The sequence below is a fragment of the Micromonospora sp. IBHARD004 genome (assembly GCF_052814115.1).
Genome location: NZ_CP199934.1, coordinates 3,763,996 through 3,781,036, shown reverse-complemented (window position 1 = coordinate 3,781,036; position 17,041 = coordinate 3,763,996). Strand labels below are relative to the sequence as shown.

Here is a 17,041-nt window from a genome sequence, read left to right as displayed (position 1 = left end):
ATGACCGCCTCGGTGGATGTGCTGATCGTCGGTGCTGGCCCGACCGGCCTGGCGTTGGCGGCGCAACTCGCCGCGGACGGCGTCCGGCCACGCCTGGTCGACCGCAGCACCGACCGGGTCCACGAGTCACGGGCCCTGGCGATCCAGCCGCGCACCCTGGAGGTGCTGGCGCGGTTCGGCGTCACCGACCAGCTCATCGCCGACGGCAACCCGGCGGTGCGGCTGCACCTGCACGTCCGGAACCGGGTGCTGACCCTGCCGATGTTCGACCTGGGCCTGGCCGACACCGCCTACCCGCACCTGCTGTTCCTGTCCCAGGCCGAGACCGAACGCATCCTCTGCGAACACGTGCGGACCTCGGGGGTGACCGTCGAGCGCGGCGTGGAGCTGGTCGACCTGCGCAGCACGACCGACCAGGTGACCTGCCGGCTGCGCCACCGCGACGGCCGGGAGGAGACGGTCGGCGCCCGGTACGTGGTCGGCTGCGACGGCGCGCACAGCGCCGTTCGCCGCGACGCCGGGATCGCCTTCGAGGGCAGCTCCTACCCGCAGACGTTCGTGCTGGCCGACGTCGAGGCCGACGGTCTCACCACCGGAGCGGCGCACGCGTTCCTCTCCGATACCGGGATGCTGCTCTTCTTCCCGCTCGGCCGGCCGGCCAGCTGGCGGCTGCTGGTGATGCGGCCACCGGCCGACCCCACCCCACCGGACGCCACGGTCACCCTCGATCAGGTGCAGGCGCTGACCGACGGGTACACCGGCGGGGCCGTGCGGCTGCACGACCCGGTGTGGATGACCAACTTCCGGCTGCACCACCGCGCCGCCCGGCACTACCGGGCCGGGCGGATCCTGCTGGCCGGCGACGCCGCGCACATCCACAGCCCCGCCGGGGCGCAGGGGATGAACACCGGCATCCAAGACGCGGTCAACCTCGGCTGGAAGCTCGCCCACACCCTCCGCGGCGGCGGCGCGGCCGGGCTGCTGGACACCTACGAACCCGAACGCGCCCCGATCGGGCGGATGGTGCTGCGCTTCACCGACCGGGCCTTCACCATCGCCACCTCCACCAACCCGCTCGTCCGCTTCGCCCGTACCCGCGTGGCCCCCGCCGTCATCCCGCTGGCCGCACGGGCCCGGGCCGGCCGGGCGTTCGCGTTCCGTACCGTCGCCGAGCTCGACATCCGGTACCGGCGCAGCCCCCTGTCGGTGGAGGGGCCGCGCCCGCCCCGGCGCGGGCCCCGGGCCGGCGACCGGCTGCCCGACGGGCCCGTGGTGCGCGACGGGCGATCCACGACACTGCACCAGGTCACCGGCGCGCCGGGCTGGCACCTGCTGCTGTGCGGGCCGGGTCGGACCTGGGCCGCCGAACGGGTCGAGCAGCTGCGCCGGGGCCGCGGTCTCACCGTCCACCGCCTCGGCGCCGGCGACGAGCCCGGCACCCTGCACGACCCGGATGGCCGCGCCCTGCACCGGCTCGGCCTCGGCGCCGACGCCGCCGCGCTGTACCTGGTCCGACCTGACGGCCACATCGGGTTCCGATCCGGCGCCGAGGGCTGGACCGCGCTGGTCGGCTACCTCGACCGGTGGCTCCCACCCTCCTGAACAGCCCGTACCCTCAGCCGCGGCGCGGAGGCCACCGACCGGACCGGGCAGGACCGGACGGGTTGCGTCTCCGGTAGGGGGAGGCGCGAGGGTGGGGGCATGAACGGCGACACGCTCTACTCGATCGGTGAGCTGGCCCGGCGGACCGGGCTGACGGTCAAGGCCATCCGCTTCTACTCCGACCGCGGGATCGTGCCGCCGACCGGCCGCAGCCCGGCCGGGTACCGCCGCTACGACCTCGACGCCCTCGCCCGCCTGGAGCTCGTGCGGACCCTGCGCGACCTGGGACTGGACCTGACCACCATCCGGAAGGTCGTGGACCGGGAGGTCACGCTCGCCGAGGTCGCCGCGGCGCACGCCGAGGCGCTGGCGGTGCAGATCCGCACGCTGCGGCTGCGGCGCGCGGTGCTGACGGCGGTGGCCAGGCGCGGGTCGACCCCCGAGGAGATGGATCTCATGCACCAGCTGGCCAAGCTCTCCGAGGAGGAGCGCCGGCGTCTCGTCGGCGAGTTCCTCGACACCGTCTTCGGCGGCCTGGACGCCGACGCGGGATTCGTGGGGATCAGGCGCTCGATGACCCCCGAACTGCCCGACGAACCCGGGGCCGAGCAGGTCGAGGCGTGGGTGGAGCTGGCCGAACTGTCCCAGGACCCGGATTTCCGCGCGAGCATGCGACGCATGGCCGAGCAGCACGCGGCCGAGCGCGCCCGGGGTGACGACCCGGTCGTGCGCCGCGACGCCGCCGCGCTGGTCCGTGACCTGGTCGGCCCCGCCCTGGCCGCCGGCCTCGATCCGGCCTCGCCCGAGGCCGATCCGGTCGTCGCGGCGGTCACGGCGCGGTACGCGCAGCTCTCCGGTCGTCCCGACGACGTCGACCTGCGGCGCCGGCTGACGACCCTGCTGGAGACCGCGAACGACCCGCGCCGGGAGCGGTACCTCCAACTGCTCTCGGTGATCAACGGCTGGACGACCCCGGAGAGCCTGGGGCCGGCGCTCGACTGGTTCATCCGGGCCCTGCGCGCCCGGATTCCGCGGTAGCGCCGTGAGCGGGCCGGCCACCCGCCTGACCGGGTCAGACCCCGCGGGCGCGGGGCCGGCCGGTGGACCGGCGCGACAGCGAACTCGGCGCATTGACGCCCGCCTCGTCGCTCACGCTGACCCCGAGCCGCTCGACCAGTTCACCACCGAGCCAACCGGTCACCCCGGCGAGCAGGATCCCCGCGAAGCTGCAGATCAACGCCAGCGCGTTCGGATCCCAGTTGTCGGCGGCGCGCCGCAGCAGCCAGCTCACCGCGAACAGCAGCAGGACCACCACGTTGCCCAGACCGTGCGCCGCGCCGACCCGCTTGGCCCGCGTACCGCTGGGGATGGCCCGCCAGTCGATCAGGCCGAACACCGCGGCGATCAGGCCGCCGACGATGCCGGCGCCGATCGTGTACGCGGCGGAGATCTGGAAACCCGGCCGGTCGGTGATCAGGTACAGGATGTCGAAGATCACCGAGGTGGCGAGCAGGCCCAGCGGGAACACGATCAGAATGGGGTGGATCCCGTGGCCCATGGCCTTCGCGCGACTTTCCATGGCAGCACTCCCTGTCTCCTCCCCAGGCGGGGCCGGATTCCCCGTCCCGGCGGCGCCACACCTGTGGGTGACGCCGACGTCCCGCCCGGGCCGGTCAGCGCCGGTGGCGGGTGGCGAACGCCTGCAGCGTCGGGCGGCGGACCACGGCCAGCCGGTCCCCGCGCGCGGTGATCGACGTCCGCCCGCCGCGCCGGCGCCGCACCGTCAGGTCGACGGTGGCCCCACCGACCTGCACGCCCTCCAACCGGAGGTCGGGCAGCCACTCGGGCAGGTGCGGATCCACGAAGATCGTCCGCAGCGACGCGGCCGGGCGCAGCGCGAGCAGCGCCTGCACCAGCGCGATGATCGAACTGGCCGACCAGGCCTGCGGGGAGCACGAGTTCGGGTACACGCCGGGGTGCGGGTGGGCGGCGTCGCGGGGCAGGCCGCTGAGCACCTCGGGCAGGCGGTGCTCCTCGAACAGCGCCGCCGCGGCGAACATCCCCTCGGCGAGCCGGTGCAGGTGCGGCCAGCAGCCGTACCGGGCCAGCCCGAGGCCGATCGTGCCCGCCTCCACCGGCCAGACGCTGCCCCGGTGGTAGCTGAACGGGTTGTACGCCGGATGCTCGGCCGACAGCGTCCGCACGCCCCAGCCGCTGAACATGTCCGGCGCGAGCAGCCGGCCGGCGACCACCGGGGCGACCCGCGTCGGCACGATGCCCGTGGTGAGCAGGTGCCCGTCGTTGGAGTTGACCGAGCGGACCGGGCGCTTGTCCGGCCCCAGCGCCATCGCGTAGCAGCCCCGCTCGGGCAGCCAGTACGCGCGGTGGAAGCGGCGGCGCAGGGCGTGGGCCCGGGCCAGCAGGGCGGCGCCCCGGGCGGGGTGACCGGCCGCGGTGAACACCACGGCGGCGTGCCGCAGCGCGGCGTACCAGTAGGCCTGGAGCTCGCTGGTCGCGATCGGGTTGGGCACCACCCGCCCGTGCTCGTCGACGATGGCGGTGTCGGAGTCCTTCCACCCCTGGTTCTTCAGCCCCGCGCGGGAGCGGCAGTGGTACTCGAGGAAGCCGTCCCCGTCGATGTCGCCGTACCGTTCGATCCAGTCCAGGGCGCGCCGCGCCGTCGGCAGCAGCTCCCGTACGGTGCGCAGGTCACCGGTCCAGGCGAGGTACTGCCCGAGGAAGACCAGGAAGTCCGGCGCGGTCGACCAGTCGCCGTAGTAGCCGGCGAACGGGTCCAGCCCCAGCACGGAGACCGGTCCCCGGCGGGCCTCGTGCAGCGGCTTGCCGGGCTCCTCGTCCCGCCAGTCGTCGATCCGCCGCCCGAGGTGGCGGGCGTTGAGCCGGAGGCTGTCGGCCAGCATCGTCGGCCCGGCCAGCAGCGCCTGCCAGGACGCGGTCATCGTGTCCCGCCCGAAGATCTCCTGGTAGATCGGCAGCCCCGCGATCGGCGCGGTCGGGCCGGCCGGCTCCCCGAGCGGCAGCACCGACAGGTCCTCCACCGCGCACCGCCAGGCGGCCGTGACGTCGAAGTTGCTGCTGCTCAGCCGGGTCAGCTCACCGGCGAGCCGGGCGCGCGCCGCCCCGGCGGCGTCGGCCGGCTCGGTGAAGTTCGCCGGCGGCGCGACCAGCCGCTCCCCGTCGAAGACCGGCTCCACGACCACGTCCAGCCGGACGCTGCCGCGCGGCGGCACCACGACCTCGACGGCGAAGGCGCCGTCGGCGTACCGGACGGGGACGCCGTCGGCGCGGACCCGGACGGCGACCGCGCGGTCGATGTCGTCGCGCAGGTAGCTCAGCCGCAGCTCCCCGGTCGCGGCGTCCCAGCTCGTGCCGACGCCGCCGACCTGCCGCCGGCGGCCCTGCTCCGCCTCGCCGGTGTCCGCGAAGTCGGCGCCGAGGCGGAGCTCCACCGCCATCGGCAGCGGCTGCGGGGCGTAGCTGGCCACGGTGAGCCGGGTACGCAGCCCGTCGCCGACGAACCGCTCCGTCAGCAGGTACGCCGCCCGCGACGGCAGCGTCTCACCGTCGCCCAGCTCGGCGTAGGAGAGCTGGGCGTGTCCCTGCACGTTCGCCGTGCTGAACGAGACGGGCTCGCGGCCGTCGACGGTGATCCGCTCGACGCTGAGCACCCGGGTGTTGCGGGCGAAGAAGCCCTGCGGGTCGGTGCCGGTGATCCGGCCCCGCACGTCGGTGACCAGCGTGCTCCACCCGCTCGCCACGTACAGCAGGTCGGGCCGCACCCGCAGGTTACGGACCCTGGTCATCGCGCACGCGGCCGTCGGTCACCCCGCGCCGGTACCCCTTTGCCGCGCCGGTACACCCCGGGGCGGGTGCGTCGCCCGTCAGGGCTCGCTGCGGGCCCGGGCGCGGACGAGCAGCTCGACGGCGATCGCGATCGCCACCGCCTCCACCGCCAGCAGGGTCAGCAGGATCAGCAGCTGGGTCGCGCCGGCCTGGATCGGCCCCGCCCCGCCGAGCAGTACCCCGACGAACGCCCCCGGCAGGGTGACCAACCCGACCGTGCGGGTCTGGTCCAGCGCCGGGATCAGGGCCTGCCCGGCGGCCGGCCGGCAGATCTCCAGCGCGGCGTCGCGGGGGAGCAGCCCCAGGGCCAGCCCCGCCTCGTACTCGCCGTGCCGGGTGCGCAGCTCGTCCAGGGTCCGCCGGCCCGCCAGGCTCGTCGCGGTCATCGCGCCGCCGATCAGGATGCCCGCCGTCGGCAGCACCACCAGCGGCGTCGCGGGCAGCGCCCGGCTGGCCAGCAGTACGCCGAGACTCGGCGCCACCCCGGCCGCGATCGCCAGCGGGGCGACCCGGGCCGGGCAGCCGGCCCCGATCCGCCGGCGCGCGGTGACGCTGGCGACCGCGTACATGAGGAGGATGAACGCGCCGGTGCTCCACCACTGGCGCAGCACGGCGACGATGACCAGCGAGACGACGCCGAGCTGAACGGTGGCCCGGGCGGCCGCGCCCAGGATCGCGCGGGCCCGGCCCAGGCCGCTCAGCCGGAGCACCGCGGCGCCCGCGAGGGTGAGCCCGAGCAGGGCGGCGACCAGCGCCGGTCCGATCGGTACCGCGCCGCCGGTCATCGCCGCCCCGCGGACCGGGCCAACCGCTCGTCCCTGATGTCCCCCGCGCCGGTCACCTGCGGATCTTATGCGCGCCGCCCCGGATCCGGGCCGGATCGGGCGCCGGCCGGCCGCCGGGAGGCGCCGGGTTCCGGGACGAGGGTCTACGGCAGCGCGAGCACCGCCAGATGACCCAGATGATCCGACGCCCAGCGGCCGTCGGGGGTCTGCCGCTCCGTGCCGAAGACCTCACTCGCCACCGGTACGACCACGCCACGGACCATGACCATGTCGATCCGGTGCTCGACGTCGTCGGCGGGCTCGGTCAGGTCGTCGCCCAGCCCCGCGGTGTATCCGGGCTCGCCGGGGTGCAGGATCGGCCAGGTGTCGACGAGTCCGCCGGCCACCAGGGTGAAGTAGGCGATCCGGTTGTTCGGATCGGGCAGCTCGGGACCGGTGTTGAGATCCCCGACGAGGATCACCCGGCCGGGTACGTTCAGCGGGCCCCGGAGCAGCTCCTGCGCCTGCAGCACCCGGACGCCGGGGTGGAAGGCCTCCAGGTGGGTGTTGACGAACCGGAACGCCCGGGTGCCCAGCACCGCGTCCACCGCCGTCCAACCGCGCGTGCTCGTGGCGGTGCCACCGGTGGCCCCGAGCGGCAACACCAGGTTCTGGACGAAGTTCCCCGATGACGTGTCGGTCACCTTCACCCGGCCGCCGTGCCGGACCAGGACGACGTCGCGCATGGTGAGCCGGACATCCACGTTGTACGGCGCGCCGGCCGGGGCCTCCAGATCCGCCTCGTCCTGCACCACGGCGACGTCGTACGGGTGACCGGACGCGGCCAGCTCGGCCGTCAGCAGCGCCAGGTAGTCGTACCGGACCTCGGTGGCCGGGGCCGGGTCGCCGATCCGCCCGGTACGCCAGAGCGCCACCTCCTGCAGGCCGACCAGGTCAGGCTTGCGCTCGCGGATCTCCTCGGCGAACAGCCCGGCCCGGGCGGGAAAGTCGACCAGGTCCACGTGGCCGAGCAGGGCCGAGTTCGCGGCCAGGAACGCTGGCAGCGTCGGCGCGCCGATCGACGGCGTGAGGTCCCCGCCCAGGTAGAGGTTGCGGGTCATCACGGCGACCTCGGGCCCGGCCTCCGCGTGCGCGGGCGGGGCGAGGAGCCCCAGGCTGGCCACCACGAGGGCGGCGGTGACCAGCCGGGCCAGTTGCCGGCGGTGCGTGCGTCTGCTGCCGTCCATGCCTCTGGTCCTCTCCGGCGGGGTCCGCTTCGGCGGGAAGCCTGCGTACGGTAACGCCGGGGAGACCACTGTGGATACCGCCGTTCGGGCGACATCCGTCCTGGCCGCAGCCGATCAGGCCTGCGGCTGGGCGATGTTGACCAGCCAGTTGATGCCGAACCGGTCCACGCACATGCCGAACTCGTCGCCCCATATCTGCTTCTCCAGGGGCATCTGCACCGTGCCGCCGCCGGACAGCTTCTCCCAGTAACCCCGCAGCTCGTCGGCGTCGTCCCCGCTCAGGCTGATCGCGATGTTGTTTCCGGGGCGGTGTTCCATTCCCGGCGGGGTGTCGGAGGCCATCAGCGTGTAGCCACGGTCGGTCTCCAGCATGCCGTGCATGATCTTGTCGGCGAGTTCGGGCTCCGGGTTGCCGAACTCACCGAACGTGCTCAGGGTGAGATTGCCGCCGAAGACCTCGCGGTAGAACTCCATCGCCTCACGGGCGTTGTCGCGGAAACTGAGGTACGGGTTGAGCCGAGACGCCACAGCGTCCTCCTCAATCGGAGACCAGGTCGTGGTCGTGTCCTGACCCGGGTCATGCTCGCAGACCGGACAGCGATGGACAACGAGGCTCGGCCGGGTGTCGGCGCTGTTGTCGGCGGTGCGGCGCGCCGAACGGTGCGGTGGGGGTGGCGCCGTTGCCACCCCCACCGGTCCCCGCCGGTGCGCCGTCAGTCCACCTGGAACGACTGACGCACCACACCGCCCACCAGCGCACACCAGGTGGTGGTGCTGACCTTTCCGTTCGCGTCGAGACCGTGCAGCTCCTGGAGGTCCTTCAGGGCCTTCTTGGTCGCGTAGTCGTACTCGCCGGTGACCGTGACCTCGGCGTAGCCCTTGGAGTTGAGCATGAACTGCACGGCGCCGACCGGGATGCCGGTGGCGTCCTTGTCCAGTTCCGGCGCGAGGGTCTCCCAGGTCGGCGCGGTGAGCGTGGCGTCGATGTCGACCGGGATGCCGTTGCGGGCCTGCCAGTCCTGCACGGCCGCGACGGTGGCGGCGTCGAAGACACCGGTGACCGGCACGGTGTAGCCGCGGAAGGTGAGCAGGTACTGCGCGACGCGGACGACCGGGCCGCCGACGAAGCGCCAGATGTCCGGCCAGCGGCGGGCCGGCACGTCGGCCAGGTCGGTGCCGAGCTTGGCGAAGACCCGCCGGCGCAGGGCGGGGAACTCCCGGTAGAACATCGCGCCCGGGCACTGGGTGGCCCGGAAGTCCCAGTGGCCGAAGATGTCGTGGGCGTGCAGGCCGTACTGCTCACAGACGGTGGTGCAGAGCTTGACCAGCGAGTCGAGCAGCTGCTCCGGCGGGGTCTCGGTGACGTAGGTGCCCTCGTTCTCGATGCCGATCGCCCGGCCGTTCTCGCCGGGGCAGTGCGCCGAGATCATCTGTCGGTCGCCGGCCTGGAGCCGCTCGAGGCTGCCGTGCCGGCCCTCCAGGACGTGACCGCCGCGGCTGACCGTGAAGTGCTGCCCGGTGTCCGACCAGTGGTTGACGTCCAGGTGCAGGTCCTGGCAGTCGCGGGCGAGCTGCTTGGCGTGCTCCTCCGAGTAGTCGGTGCTGTTCGGGAACGCCATGTGGTGCACGATGATCTTGTTGGTGGCGATCGCGCTGATCGACAGCGGGTCCGCCGGCGGGCGGGCTCCCCACTCGTCGCAGCTGATGATCCAGTCGAGGTTCGCACCCGGCGCGGCCTGCGCGGCGGCCGGGACGGCGAGTTCGGTCCCGACGACCGCGACCGCGGCGGCGCCGAGGCCGGCCCGCAGCAGCGTACGGCGGTCCAGCTCGGGGTGGTTGAAGAGCATGTCGTCTCCTTCGCGGCGGGCGAGGATCAGCAGTGAAAAGGAACTTCAGAAGCCGCGCGTGAGACGGAGGATATTGCCACGGATGCGCGAAGCGCTAGGGGTGACGGCGACAAGAATCAATCCGTGTCCGCCCGCCGCCGTCCAGGTCGGAGGGTCGAATGCGAACCAGTGTGGTCAACCCGGACGGTGGCGGGTGACGCCACCAAGAGGCCGCCGGGAAGACGAAGAGACCGAACTTCGGCGTTCTGGACGCACAGCGTTGCCGGACCGCAATGCTGCACGTATGCGAGACGTAGTGCGGTGTCCACTAACGTTCACCGGGTTTGCGGTGGGTGTTGTGGATCCTCGCCTTTTGGGCGAGCGACTCCCCACCGGGTGGTGGGGCGGGCCTCCGCGGGCCAACTGGTCCTCGCGCTGCCCGGGGTGGGCGGCGGGGGTCACGTCGGGACTGGCCGGCACCGGGTAGGTGCCGGCCGGCTCGGCGGTGCGTGACCACCTGCGGCAGCACGACGGCTGTCGGGGTGGTGGATCCGCCGCCCGGGACACGGGTGGCGATGCTGGCGGCCGCGACCAGGTCACGGTGCCCGGAGAATGCGCAGTGCGGGCAGGACAACGTCCTGCCCCGGGGTTTCGGCACCCGCCTTCGGCAGGTGGGGCAGGTGGAGGAGGTGCCGCGTTCGTCGACCAGCCGGACGGTGATCCCGGCCAGGGTGGCTTTGTCGGTGAGAACTTGGAGGAGCCGGCCGACCTGCCACTGCCGCAGCCGAAGGTTGTGCCGCCGCCCGGCAGGAATGTCGAGCACCCCGCGGGGGTCACCGACGTGCAGCACACCGACCCGCTGCCGCACCGCCCACGAGACGACGCCGCGGGCGGCCTCGTGCTGGGCCTGGCGGACCCTGCGCCGGTGCCGGCCCTCGACCAGTCGTGCCCGGCGGCGGTACTGCCGCCACCGCCGCGACCCCTTCTGGCCAGGTTTCGGCGCCCGGCGGGCCACGGCACGGCGGCGGGCCTTGGTGTCGGCGAGGTGCATGCGGTGTTCGGCGCGGATCGCCCGCCCGGACACCAGCAACCCCTCCCCGTCGGGGCCGGCCACGGCGTAGGGGTGGATGATCCCGAGATCCACCCCGGCCACCCTGCCGGGATCCGGTTCCTCGCCGGGCGGGTAGACGGCCACCGGCACCTCGGCGGTCACGTCGAGGAACAGGCGGCCGCCCTCGCACAGCAGGGTGATCGACCGGACCTGCTCGGCCGGATACGGCACCTCCCGCGCCAGACGCACCCACAACGGCGACGTGCCTCTGGCGGTCGGGACCCGGACCCGGCGCCCGTCGAGGGTGAACGTGCCGTGGTACCAGCGCACCGGCATCAACCCTCGCCGGCGACGGGGGAACCGGGCCGACAGGTCACCGGCGCTGCGGCGTTTCGCCGCCGCGAACCACGCATCGGAGAACCGGCGCAACACCGACCGCGCACCGACGGAGTCCAGTTCGGCGAACGTGCCCGGCCCGGACGTCGCCAACTCCCGGCACAACTCCTGATAACCGGACAGGGGTACGTCCCGGCGGCGGCGCCGCCACGCGTTCACCTCCAGCACACACGCCCACACGTCACCGGCCGAGCGCAGCAGCCCGAAACAACGGCGCCGCTGCCCGGGCGTCACCCGCAACGCGACGCGCGCGGTGCGATGCACGACCCGCGGAGCGGCGGGATCCCGACGGCGAGGCACGAACCGAAGCCAACACCACCCCTACGACACTTTCCCCAACCCCGACCAACCCGGCCAACGTTTGTGGACACGGCACCTAGCTGATGTGCCGATCGTGGGCGGACCGGCCGACGGACGTACCGCGACCGTCGAGCTCGACGAGCGCGGTGCACCGCCGGCCGAGTTGCCTCCGGGCGAGGTCGACGTTGTGGGCGACGGCCTGTACGTGCGCGAACCGGTCACCGGTTCCGGGCCGCCGTGGGCCTATCAGTGGCAGGCGGCGACCTCGTAACCGCAGGGGCAACCCACGAGAGGCCGCCTAGTGGCCCCGCTCGAGGAGTCGCTTGAGATTCTGGTAGCTGGTCGGTGCGGCGTGCCGCGCCTGCCGGCGCACCAGCGGCACCAGCGGCACACCGAGCCCGTGGCCCTCGAAGTCGAGCGTGAACGTCACTCGGGACCGGGTGCCGTCCTCGATCGGCTCCACGGTGATCGTGGCGTGCGGACGGATGGGCCCGTCGATGCCCCGGGCCGCCCAGCTGTGCGGCGCCTCGTTCTGGGTGATCTGCTGGCTCATCGTGCGCTCGGCTCCCCTGATCCTCCGGATGGTGGTGAACCGTGAGCCGTCGAGAAGGCGCACCCGCACCACATCGGGCTGCCACTCGGCGAACCGCGAAGGATCGGTGGCGTAGGCGAAGACCTCGTCCGGTGGACGCGCGATCTCGATCGTGGAAACCAGTGGTGCCATCGCCCCTCCTTTGTTACCGGTGCGTGCTCGCAGCCGTCAGTGGTAAGACGAAGAGCGCGGCGAAAGGGTAACGGTGGACGATTTCGAGGCGCATCGGCGCCACCTGCACGCGGTGGCCTACCGCATGCTCGGCTCGCGAACTGAGGCCGACGACGCGGTCCAGGAGGCGTGGGTGCGGACGGCCCGTGCGGACACCGGCGAAGTCCGGAACACCCGCGCCTGGCTCACCACCGTGGTGACACGCGTGTGCCTGGACATGCTGCGGTCGCGCACGGCACGTCGTGAGGTCTCCCTCGCCGGACCGTTCCCCCTGGACGGTTCGGACCCGGAGCAGGAGGCGGTGCTGGCCGACTCGGTCGGGCTCGCCCTGCTGGTCGTGATGGACACGCTGACGCCGGCGGAACGGATGGCGCTCGTCCTGCACGACATCTTCGCCGTGCCCTACCGGGAGATCGCACCGATCGTCGGGCGCTCGACCGACGCGACGAAAATGCTCGCCAGTCGCGCACGTCACCGGGTGCGGGCCGCCGAACTGCCCGACACCGATCCGGCCCGTCAGCGGGCGGCCGTCGATGCCTTCCTGGTTGCTGCGCGCAAGGGCGACTTCGCGGCGCTGCTCAACCTGCTCCACCCCGATGTCACCGTTTCCGCCGACGGCTTCGCGGCACCCTCCCCGGGCCCGACACACGTGCGCGGTGCCCGTGCCGTCGCCCGGCAGGCGCTGCTGTTCTCGCACCGGGCCGAGCACGCCCACACCGGGCTCGTGAACGGCGCGCCGGGAATCCTGGTGACACCCCGTGGACGTCTCGTCACGGTCATGACCTTCACGATCTCCACCGACCGGATCACGGCGATCGAGGTGATCGCCGACCCGCAGCGCCTGGGCCGGCTCTCCGTGGTTGGAAACGTTTTCGTAACGAGCCCTTGACCTGACCGTCGGCTCAGGCGCAGACTCCCGGAAACGTTTACAGCAAGCAGGCGGAGGTGGCGGGCGTGGGTCGTAAACGTTTACAGGAGACGGGAGACGGTCGACCCACCGTGCACACCGTCGCCGCCCGGGCCGGCGTCTCGATCGCCTCCGCCTCCCGGGTGCTCAACGGCGTCGGCGGCAGCCCCGAGACCATCCGCAAGGTCCGCGCGGCGGCGGCCGAGGTCGGCTACGTGCCCAACGCCATCGCCCGCTCGCTCCAGTCGCAGCGCACCGGCCTGATCGCGCTCGCCGTCGAGGACATCGGCAACCCGGTGTACGTCGAGATGATGCGGGCCATCGAGTCGGTGGTCGCCGCCTCCGGCCGGCAGCTGCTGGTGCACGCCACCGGCGGCCAGGTCGCCAACGAGACGGCGCTGCTGCGCCGGCTCGCCCACCGCTACGTCGACGGGATGATCGTCTCGCCGATCCGGGTCACCGACGATCACCTGGCCGCGCTGGTCGACAGCCCGGTGCCGGTGGTGGTGGTCGGTCAGCTGGGCGCCGACGCCCCGGTCGACAACGTCCGCACCGACTCGCGCGCCGGTGTGGGGCTGGCGGTCGACCACCTGGTCGTCGCCGGACGCCGGCGGATCGGCTTCGTCAACGGCCCGCTCGACACCGTCCCCGGCGCCGCCCGCGACGCCGGCTTCCGGGCCGCCCTCGCCGGCCACGGCATCGACCTCGACGAGCGGCTCGTCGAGGTCGGCGACTTCCAGTACGTCGCCGGCCGCGCCGCCGCCGAACGCCTGCTCGCCCGGGCCCGCCCGGACGCGCTGGTCTGCGCCAACGACCTGATCGCCGTCGGGGCGCTGCACGCCCTGCTCGCCGCCGGCCGCCGGGTCCCCGAGGACGTGGCGCTGGTCGGCATGGACGACACCGAGCTGGCCCGGATGATGTTCCCGCAGCTCTCCAGCGTCTCCCTCGGCTCCGCCGAGCGTGGTCGGCGCGCCGCCGAACTCCTCCTGCAGCGGATCGCCGATCCGGCCCTGCCGCCCCGCCGCGAGCAGGTCGCCCCCCAACTCGCCGTCCGCGCCTCCAGCGCCGCACCGCTCTTCGTGCCCGCGCCGGATGCGGGAGCGGACGCCCGGCCCGCCGGGGGAGCCATACCGCCGGTGCCCGTGCAGCCAGACCAGGACCCGACCGCGCCGCAGCCGCCCGCGCCGCGTACCCCGGAGGTGACCGCATGACCACCGTGGCCGAACGGCCGGACGCCGCGCGCGCCGAGGGCCCGCGGGCCGCCCGGTCCCGCTCCGACCGGATGGGCATCTACCTGCTGCTCCTGCCGTCGCTGCTGCCCATCGTGGTGCTCTCGGTCTTCCCGCTGCTGCGCGGCATCTACCTCGGCTTCACCGACGCCCGCGCCGGCCGCCACGTCGAGGTGAGCTTCACCGGGCTGGCCAACTACCGGGAGCTGCTCGGCGACGAGCTGTTCTGGAACTCGTTCAAGATCGGCCTGCTCTGGGCGGTCGGAGTGACGGTGCTGCAGTTCGTGCTCGCCCTCGGGCTGGCCCTGCTGCTCAACCAGCAGCTGCGCTTCCGGGGCGCGGCCCGGGTGCTCGCCGTGGTGCCCTGGGCGATGCCCCCGGTGGTGGTCGGCATCCTGTGGAAGCTGGTCTACCACCCGGACGCCGGCCTGCTCAACGAGCTCTTCCACCAGGTCGGCGCGGACGGGATGCGCACCAACTGGCTCGGCGACTTCAGCACCGCCCTGCCGGCGGTGATCATCGTGGGCGTCTGGGCCGGCATGCCGCAGACCACCGTCGTGCTGCTGGCGGGGTTGCAGGGCGTGCCGCGCGAGCTGCACGAGGCGGCCGCGGTGGACGGCGCCAGTACCTGGCACCGGTTCCGCAACGTCACGCTGCCCGCGCTCGCCCCGGTGATCGTCGCGATCACCTCGCTGGACTTCATCTGGAACTTCAACTCGTTCGGACTGGTCTACGTGCTGACCGCGGGCGGGCCGGGCGGCAAGACCATGCTGCCGATGCTCTTCGCCTACGAGGAGGCGTTCCGCTACGGCAACTACGGCTACGCCGCCGCCCTCGGCAACGTCATGGTCGTGATCATCGTCGCGCTGCTCGCGATCTACCTGCGGCGCCGACTCCGGGAGGCGAACTGATGTTCGGAAAGCCGAGCCGCGCCGGGCGGACGCTGCAGTACGTCGCCCTGACCGGCTACCTGATCTTCCTCGGGTTCCCGCTGGTCTGGCTGGTCTCCACCGCGTTCAAGCCGCCCCGGGAACTGGTGCGGCTGCACCCCACGCTGATCCCCGAAAACCCGACGGTGCAGAACTTCGTGCAGGCCTTCACCGAGCAGGAACTCGGCCGGGCCGCGCTGAACAGCCTCCAGGTGTCGCTCGCCTCGGCGGTGCTCACCGTGCTGATCGCGCTGCCCGCCTCGTACGCCCTGGCCCGGTTCCGCACGAAGCTCGGCACCGCGGCGCTGGGCTGGGTGCTGCTGTCGCAGCTCTTCCCGTTCGTGCTGCTGATCATCCCGATCTTCCTGATCCTGCGCGAGGTCGGGCTGGCCAACAGCCACGCCGGGCTGGTGCTGATCTACGTGGTCTGGGCGCTGCCGTTCGCGCTCTGGATGCTGCAGGGCTTCGTCCGCAACATCCCGCGCGAGCTGGAGGAGGCGGCCAGCGTCGACGGGGCCAACCGGCTGCAGATCCTGCGCCGGGTGGTCTTCCCGCTGCTCGCGCCCGGGATCGTCGCCACCGCGCTGTTCTCCTTCATCTCCGCCTGGAACGAGTTCTTCTTCGCCCTCGTGCTGCTCAAGACCCCGGAGCTGGCCACCCTGCCGGTCACCCTGGCCCGGTTCGTCGGCATCGAGGGCACAGCCCGGCTCGGCCCCCTCGCCGCCGGATCCCTGCTGGCCACCCTGCCCAGCCTGATCTTCTTCGCGTTCATGCAACGCCGACTCTCCTCCGGCTCGCTCGCCGGCGCCGTCAAGGGCTGACGAGCGGCACCATCCCCCACCCACCACCAAGGAGGTAACCCCCATGCCCCGCACAGGTTTCCGCCGTCGACTCGCCGTGGCCGCCGCGGTCGCGGTCGTCGGACTCGGCGCCCTCACCGCCTGCGGTGACGGCGGCGGCACGGACGAGGCGTCGTCCGGCCCGGTGAAGCTGCGCTTCCTCAGCCTGGCCTGGCAGAAGGAGTCGCTGCAGGCCAACAAGGACTTGGTCGCCAAGTGGAACAGCGAACACCCCGACATCCAGGTCGAGTACGTCCAGGGTGACTGGAACTCCGTCCACGACCAGCTGCTCACCTCGTTCGAGGGCGGCGACGCCGCCGACATCGTGCACTACGAGGCCTCCGCCATCGGCGAGTTCAGCAAGCAGGGCTACCTGGCCGACGTCTCCAAGCTGCTCAGCGACGACTTCAAGGGCCAGATCGACCCGGGCGTCTGGGACACCGCCACCTCCGACGGCAAGGTCACCGGCGTGCCGTTCCTGCTGGAGTCGCAGGTCGTCCTCGCCAACAAGAAGCTGCTCGACGCCGCCGGCGTCGCCGTGCCGCCGGCCGACGGCGGCTGGACCTGGGACGAGTTCCAGGCCAACGCGCAGAAGCTCACCAAGCCCGGCCAGTACGGCGTGGCCTGGGCGCTGAAGTCACCCACCAACCGGGTGATGAACCTGGCCCTCAACTACGACGGCAAGTTCTTCTACAGCGACGGCGGCAAGACCGAGGTCAAGGTCGGCGACGCGGAGAAGGAGGTGCCGAAGCGGATCCACGACATGATCTACACCAGCAAGTCCGCCTCCCCGGAGGCGCTGGGCATGAGCGGCGCGGACACCCTCCCCGGCTTCTTCGGCGGCAAGTACGCCATGCTGCCCGGCTCGGTGTCGCTGCGCCAGCAGATGGTCGAGCAGGCGCCCGCCGGCTTCGACTGGGTCACCCTCCCGCCGATCAAGGGGCTGTCGACCAAGCAGGCCGCCAACCCGCAGACCCTCTCCGTCTCCGAGGACAGCAAGCACAAGAAGCAGGCCGCGCAGTTCATCGAGTGGTTCCTCAACCCGACCAACATGGCCACCCTCGCCAAGGGTGACTGGCTGGTGCCGACCGGCAAGCAGGCCAACGCGGAGCTGGTCAAGGCCACCGGCGGCAAGCAGGGCTGGGACGTCGCCGCGGACAGCGCCGCCGACCTGACCGTCGCCCCGTTCCAGCAGGTCGACGGCTACCCGGAGTGGAAGACCAAGTACGCCACCCCGGCCCTTCAGCAGTACTTCGCCAACAAGATCACCCTGGACCAGCTCGGCACGCAGCTGGTCGACGGTGGCAAGCAGGTTCTGAGGTAA

General features: G+C 72.7%; 16 protein-coding genes. 8 read left to right on the top strand and 8 right to left on the bottom strand.

Annotated features, from left to right (window positions below; genetic code table 11):
• Entirely contained in the window at window positions 1-1,602 is a 1,602-nt protein-coding gene (locus ACTWO6_RS18475; RefSeq protein WP_446215077.1) for an FAD-dependent monooxygenase, read from the top strand.
• Window positions 1,603-1,701: 99 nt separating this feature from the next.
• Window positions 1,702-2,640: a MerR family transcriptional regulator gene (locus tag ACTWO6_RS18470; RefSeq protein ID WP_446215076.1), complete on the top strand. Its 939-nt coding sequence runs from the start codon at window positions 1,702-1,704 to the stop codon at window positions 2,638-2,640.
• Window positions 2,641-2,674: 34 nt separating this feature from the next.
• Here the strand turns inward: ACTWO6_RS18470 and ACTWO6_RS18465 are convergent, their stop codons facing one another.
• The 7 genes from ACTWO6_RS18465 to ACTWO6_RS18435 form a co-directional block, all read right to left on the bottom strand.
• Window positions 2,675-3,181 (bottom strand): DUF2231 domain-containing protein, encoded by a 507-nt coding sequence (locus ACTWO6_RS18465; RefSeq protein WP_130335707.1) that lies wholly within the window; start codon window positions 3,179-3,181, stop codon window positions 2,675-2,677.
• 94 nt (window positions 3,182-3,275) lie between these two features.
• Window positions 3,276-5,426, bottom strand: coding sequence for an amylo-alpha-1,6-glucosidase (locus tag ACTWO6_RS18460; RefSeq protein WP_446215075.1), 2,151 nt, complete (start codon window positions 5,424-5,426; stop codon window positions 3,276-3,278).
• A 78-nt stretch (window positions 5,427-5,504) separates the two neighbouring features.
• Window positions 5,505-6,251: an ABC transporter permease gene (locus ACTWO6_RS18455; RefSeq protein WP_446215074.1), complete on the bottom strand. Its 747-nt coding sequence runs from the start codon at window positions 6,249-6,251 to the stop codon at window positions 5,505-5,507.
• Between the two features lie 143 nt (window positions 6,252-6,394).
• Window positions 6,395-7,477, bottom strand: a complete 1,083-nt coding sequence (locus tag ACTWO6_RS18450; protein WP_446215073.1) for an endonuclease/exonuclease/phosphatase family protein — start codon at window positions 7,475-7,477, stop codon at window positions 6,395-6,397.
• Window positions 7,478-7,591: 114 nt separating this feature from the next.
• A complete protein-coding gene (locus ACTWO6_RS18445; protein WP_446215072.1) occupies window positions 7,592-8,005 on the bottom strand; it encodes a VOC family protein in 414 nt (137 codons plus the stop codon).
• 185 nt (window positions 8,006-8,190) lie between these two features.
• Window positions 8,191-9,324 (bottom strand): peptidoglycan recognition protein family protein, encoded by a 1,134-nt coding sequence (locus tag ACTWO6_RS18440; RefSeq protein ID WP_446215071.1) that lies wholly within the window; start codon window positions 9,322-9,324, stop codon window positions 8,191-8,193.
• A 307-nt stretch (window positions 9,325-9,631) separates the two neighbouring features.
• Window positions 9,632-11,014: an RNA-guided endonuclease InsQ/TnpB family protein gene (locus ACTWO6_RS18435; RefSeq protein ID WP_446215070.1), complete on the bottom strand. Its 1,383-nt coding sequence runs from the start codon at window positions 11,012-11,014 to the stop codon at window positions 9,632-9,634.
• A gap of 130 nt (window positions 11,015-11,144) precedes the next feature.
• Between ACTWO6_RS18435 and ACTWO6_RS18430 the strand changes: the two genes are divergently transcribed.
• Window positions 11,145-11,321, top strand: a complete 177-nt coding sequence (locus tag ACTWO6_RS18430; protein ID WP_446215069.1) for a hypothetical protein — start codon at window positions 11,145-11,147, stop codon at window positions 11,319-11,321.
• 27 nt (window positions 11,322-11,348) lie between these two features.
• Here the strand turns inward: ACTWO6_RS18430 and ACTWO6_RS18425 are convergent, their stop codons facing one another.
• Entirely contained in the window at window positions 11,349-11,774 is a 426-nt protein-coding gene (locus ACTWO6_RS18425) for an SRPBCC family protein (RefSeq protein WP_446215068.1), read from the bottom strand.
• Between the two features lie 73 nt (window positions 11,775-11,847).
• Between ACTWO6_RS18425 and ACTWO6_RS18420 the strand changes: the two genes are divergently transcribed.
• The 5 genes from ACTWO6_RS18420 (at window position 11,848) to ACTWO6_RS18400 (ending at window position 17,041) form a co-directional block, all read left to right on the top strand.
• Complete coding sequence (locus tag ACTWO6_RS18420) at window positions 11,848-12,702, top strand: sigma-70 family RNA polymerase sigma factor (RefSeq protein WP_446215067.1); 855 nt, start codon at window positions 11,848-11,850, stop codon at window positions 12,700-12,702.
• Between the two features lie 65 nt (window positions 12,703-12,767).
• Window positions 12,768-13,931: a LacI family DNA-binding transcriptional regulator gene (locus tag ACTWO6_RS18415; RefSeq protein ID WP_446215066.1), complete on the top strand. Its 1,164-nt coding sequence runs from the start codon at window positions 12,768-12,770 to the stop codon at window positions 13,929-13,931.
• Entirely contained in the window at window positions 13,928-14,860 is a 933-nt protein-coding gene (locus tag ACTWO6_RS18410) for a carbohydrate ABC transporter permease (protein WP_446215065.1), read from the top strand. Before ACTWO6_RS18415 ends, ACTWO6_RS18410 begins: the two co-directional genes overlap by 4 nt.
• Window positions 14,860-15,699, top strand: coding sequence for a carbohydrate ABC transporter permease (locus tag ACTWO6_RS18405; RefSeq protein ID WP_446215064.1), 840 nt, complete (start codon window positions 14,860-14,862; stop codon window positions 15,697-15,699). The genes ACTWO6_RS18410 and ACTWO6_RS18405 overlap by 1 nt, the downstream gene beginning before the upstream one ends.
• A gap of 43 nt (window positions 15,700-15,742) precedes the next feature.
• Window positions 15,743-17,041: an ABC transporter substrate-binding protein gene (locus tag ACTWO6_RS18400; RefSeq protein ID WP_446215063.1), complete on the top strand. Its 1,299-nt coding sequence runs from the start codon at window positions 15,743-15,745 to the stop codon at window positions 17,039-17,041.

Bases quoted from the DNA above. Each gene is read 5' to 3' on its own strand.
- ACTWO6_RS18475 (WP_446215077.1), top strand. From the start codon at position 1: ATGACCGCCTCGGTGGATGTGCTGATCGTCGGTGCTGGCCCGACCGGC.
- ACTWO6_RS18470 (WP_446215076.1), top strand. From the start codon at position 1,702: ATGAACGGCGACACGCTCTACTCGATCGGTGAGCTGGCCCGGCGGACC.
- ACTWO6_RS18465 (WP_130335707.1), bottom strand. From the start codon at position 3,181: ATGGAAAGTCGCGCGAAGGCCATGGGCCACGGGATCCACCCCATTCTG.
- ACTWO6_RS18460 (WP_446215075.1), bottom strand. From the start codon at position 5,426: ATGACCAGGGTCCGTAACCTGCGGGTGCGGCCCGACCTGCTGTACGTG.
- ACTWO6_RS18455 (WP_446215074.1), bottom strand. From the start codon at position 6,251: ATGACCGGCGGCGCGGTACCGATCGGACCGGCGCTGGTCGCCGCCCTG.
- ACTWO6_RS18450 (WP_446215073.1), bottom strand. From the start codon at position 7,477: ATGGACGGCAGCAGACGCACGCACCGCCGGCAACTGGCCCGGCTGGTC.
- ACTWO6_RS18440 (WP_446215071.1), bottom strand. From the start codon at position 9,324: ATGCTCTTCAACCACCCCGAGCTGGACCGCCGTACGCTGCTGCGGGCC.
- ACTWO6_RS18425 (WP_446215068.1), bottom strand. From the start codon at position 11,774: ATGGCACCACTGGTTTCCACGATCGAGATCGCGCGTCCACCGGACGAG.
- ACTWO6_RS18410 (WP_446215065.1), top strand. From the start codon at position 13,928: ATGACCACCGTGGCCGAACGGCCGGACGCCGCGCGCGCCGAGGGCCCG.
- ACTWO6_RS18405 (WP_446215064.1), top strand. From the start codon at position 14,860: ATGTTCGGAAAGCCGAGCCGCGCCGGGCGGACGCTGCAGTACGTCGCC.
- ACTWO6_RS18400 (WP_446215063.1), top strand. From the start codon at position 15,743: ATGCCCCGCACAGGTTTCCGCCGTCGACTCGCCGTGGCCGCCGCGGTC.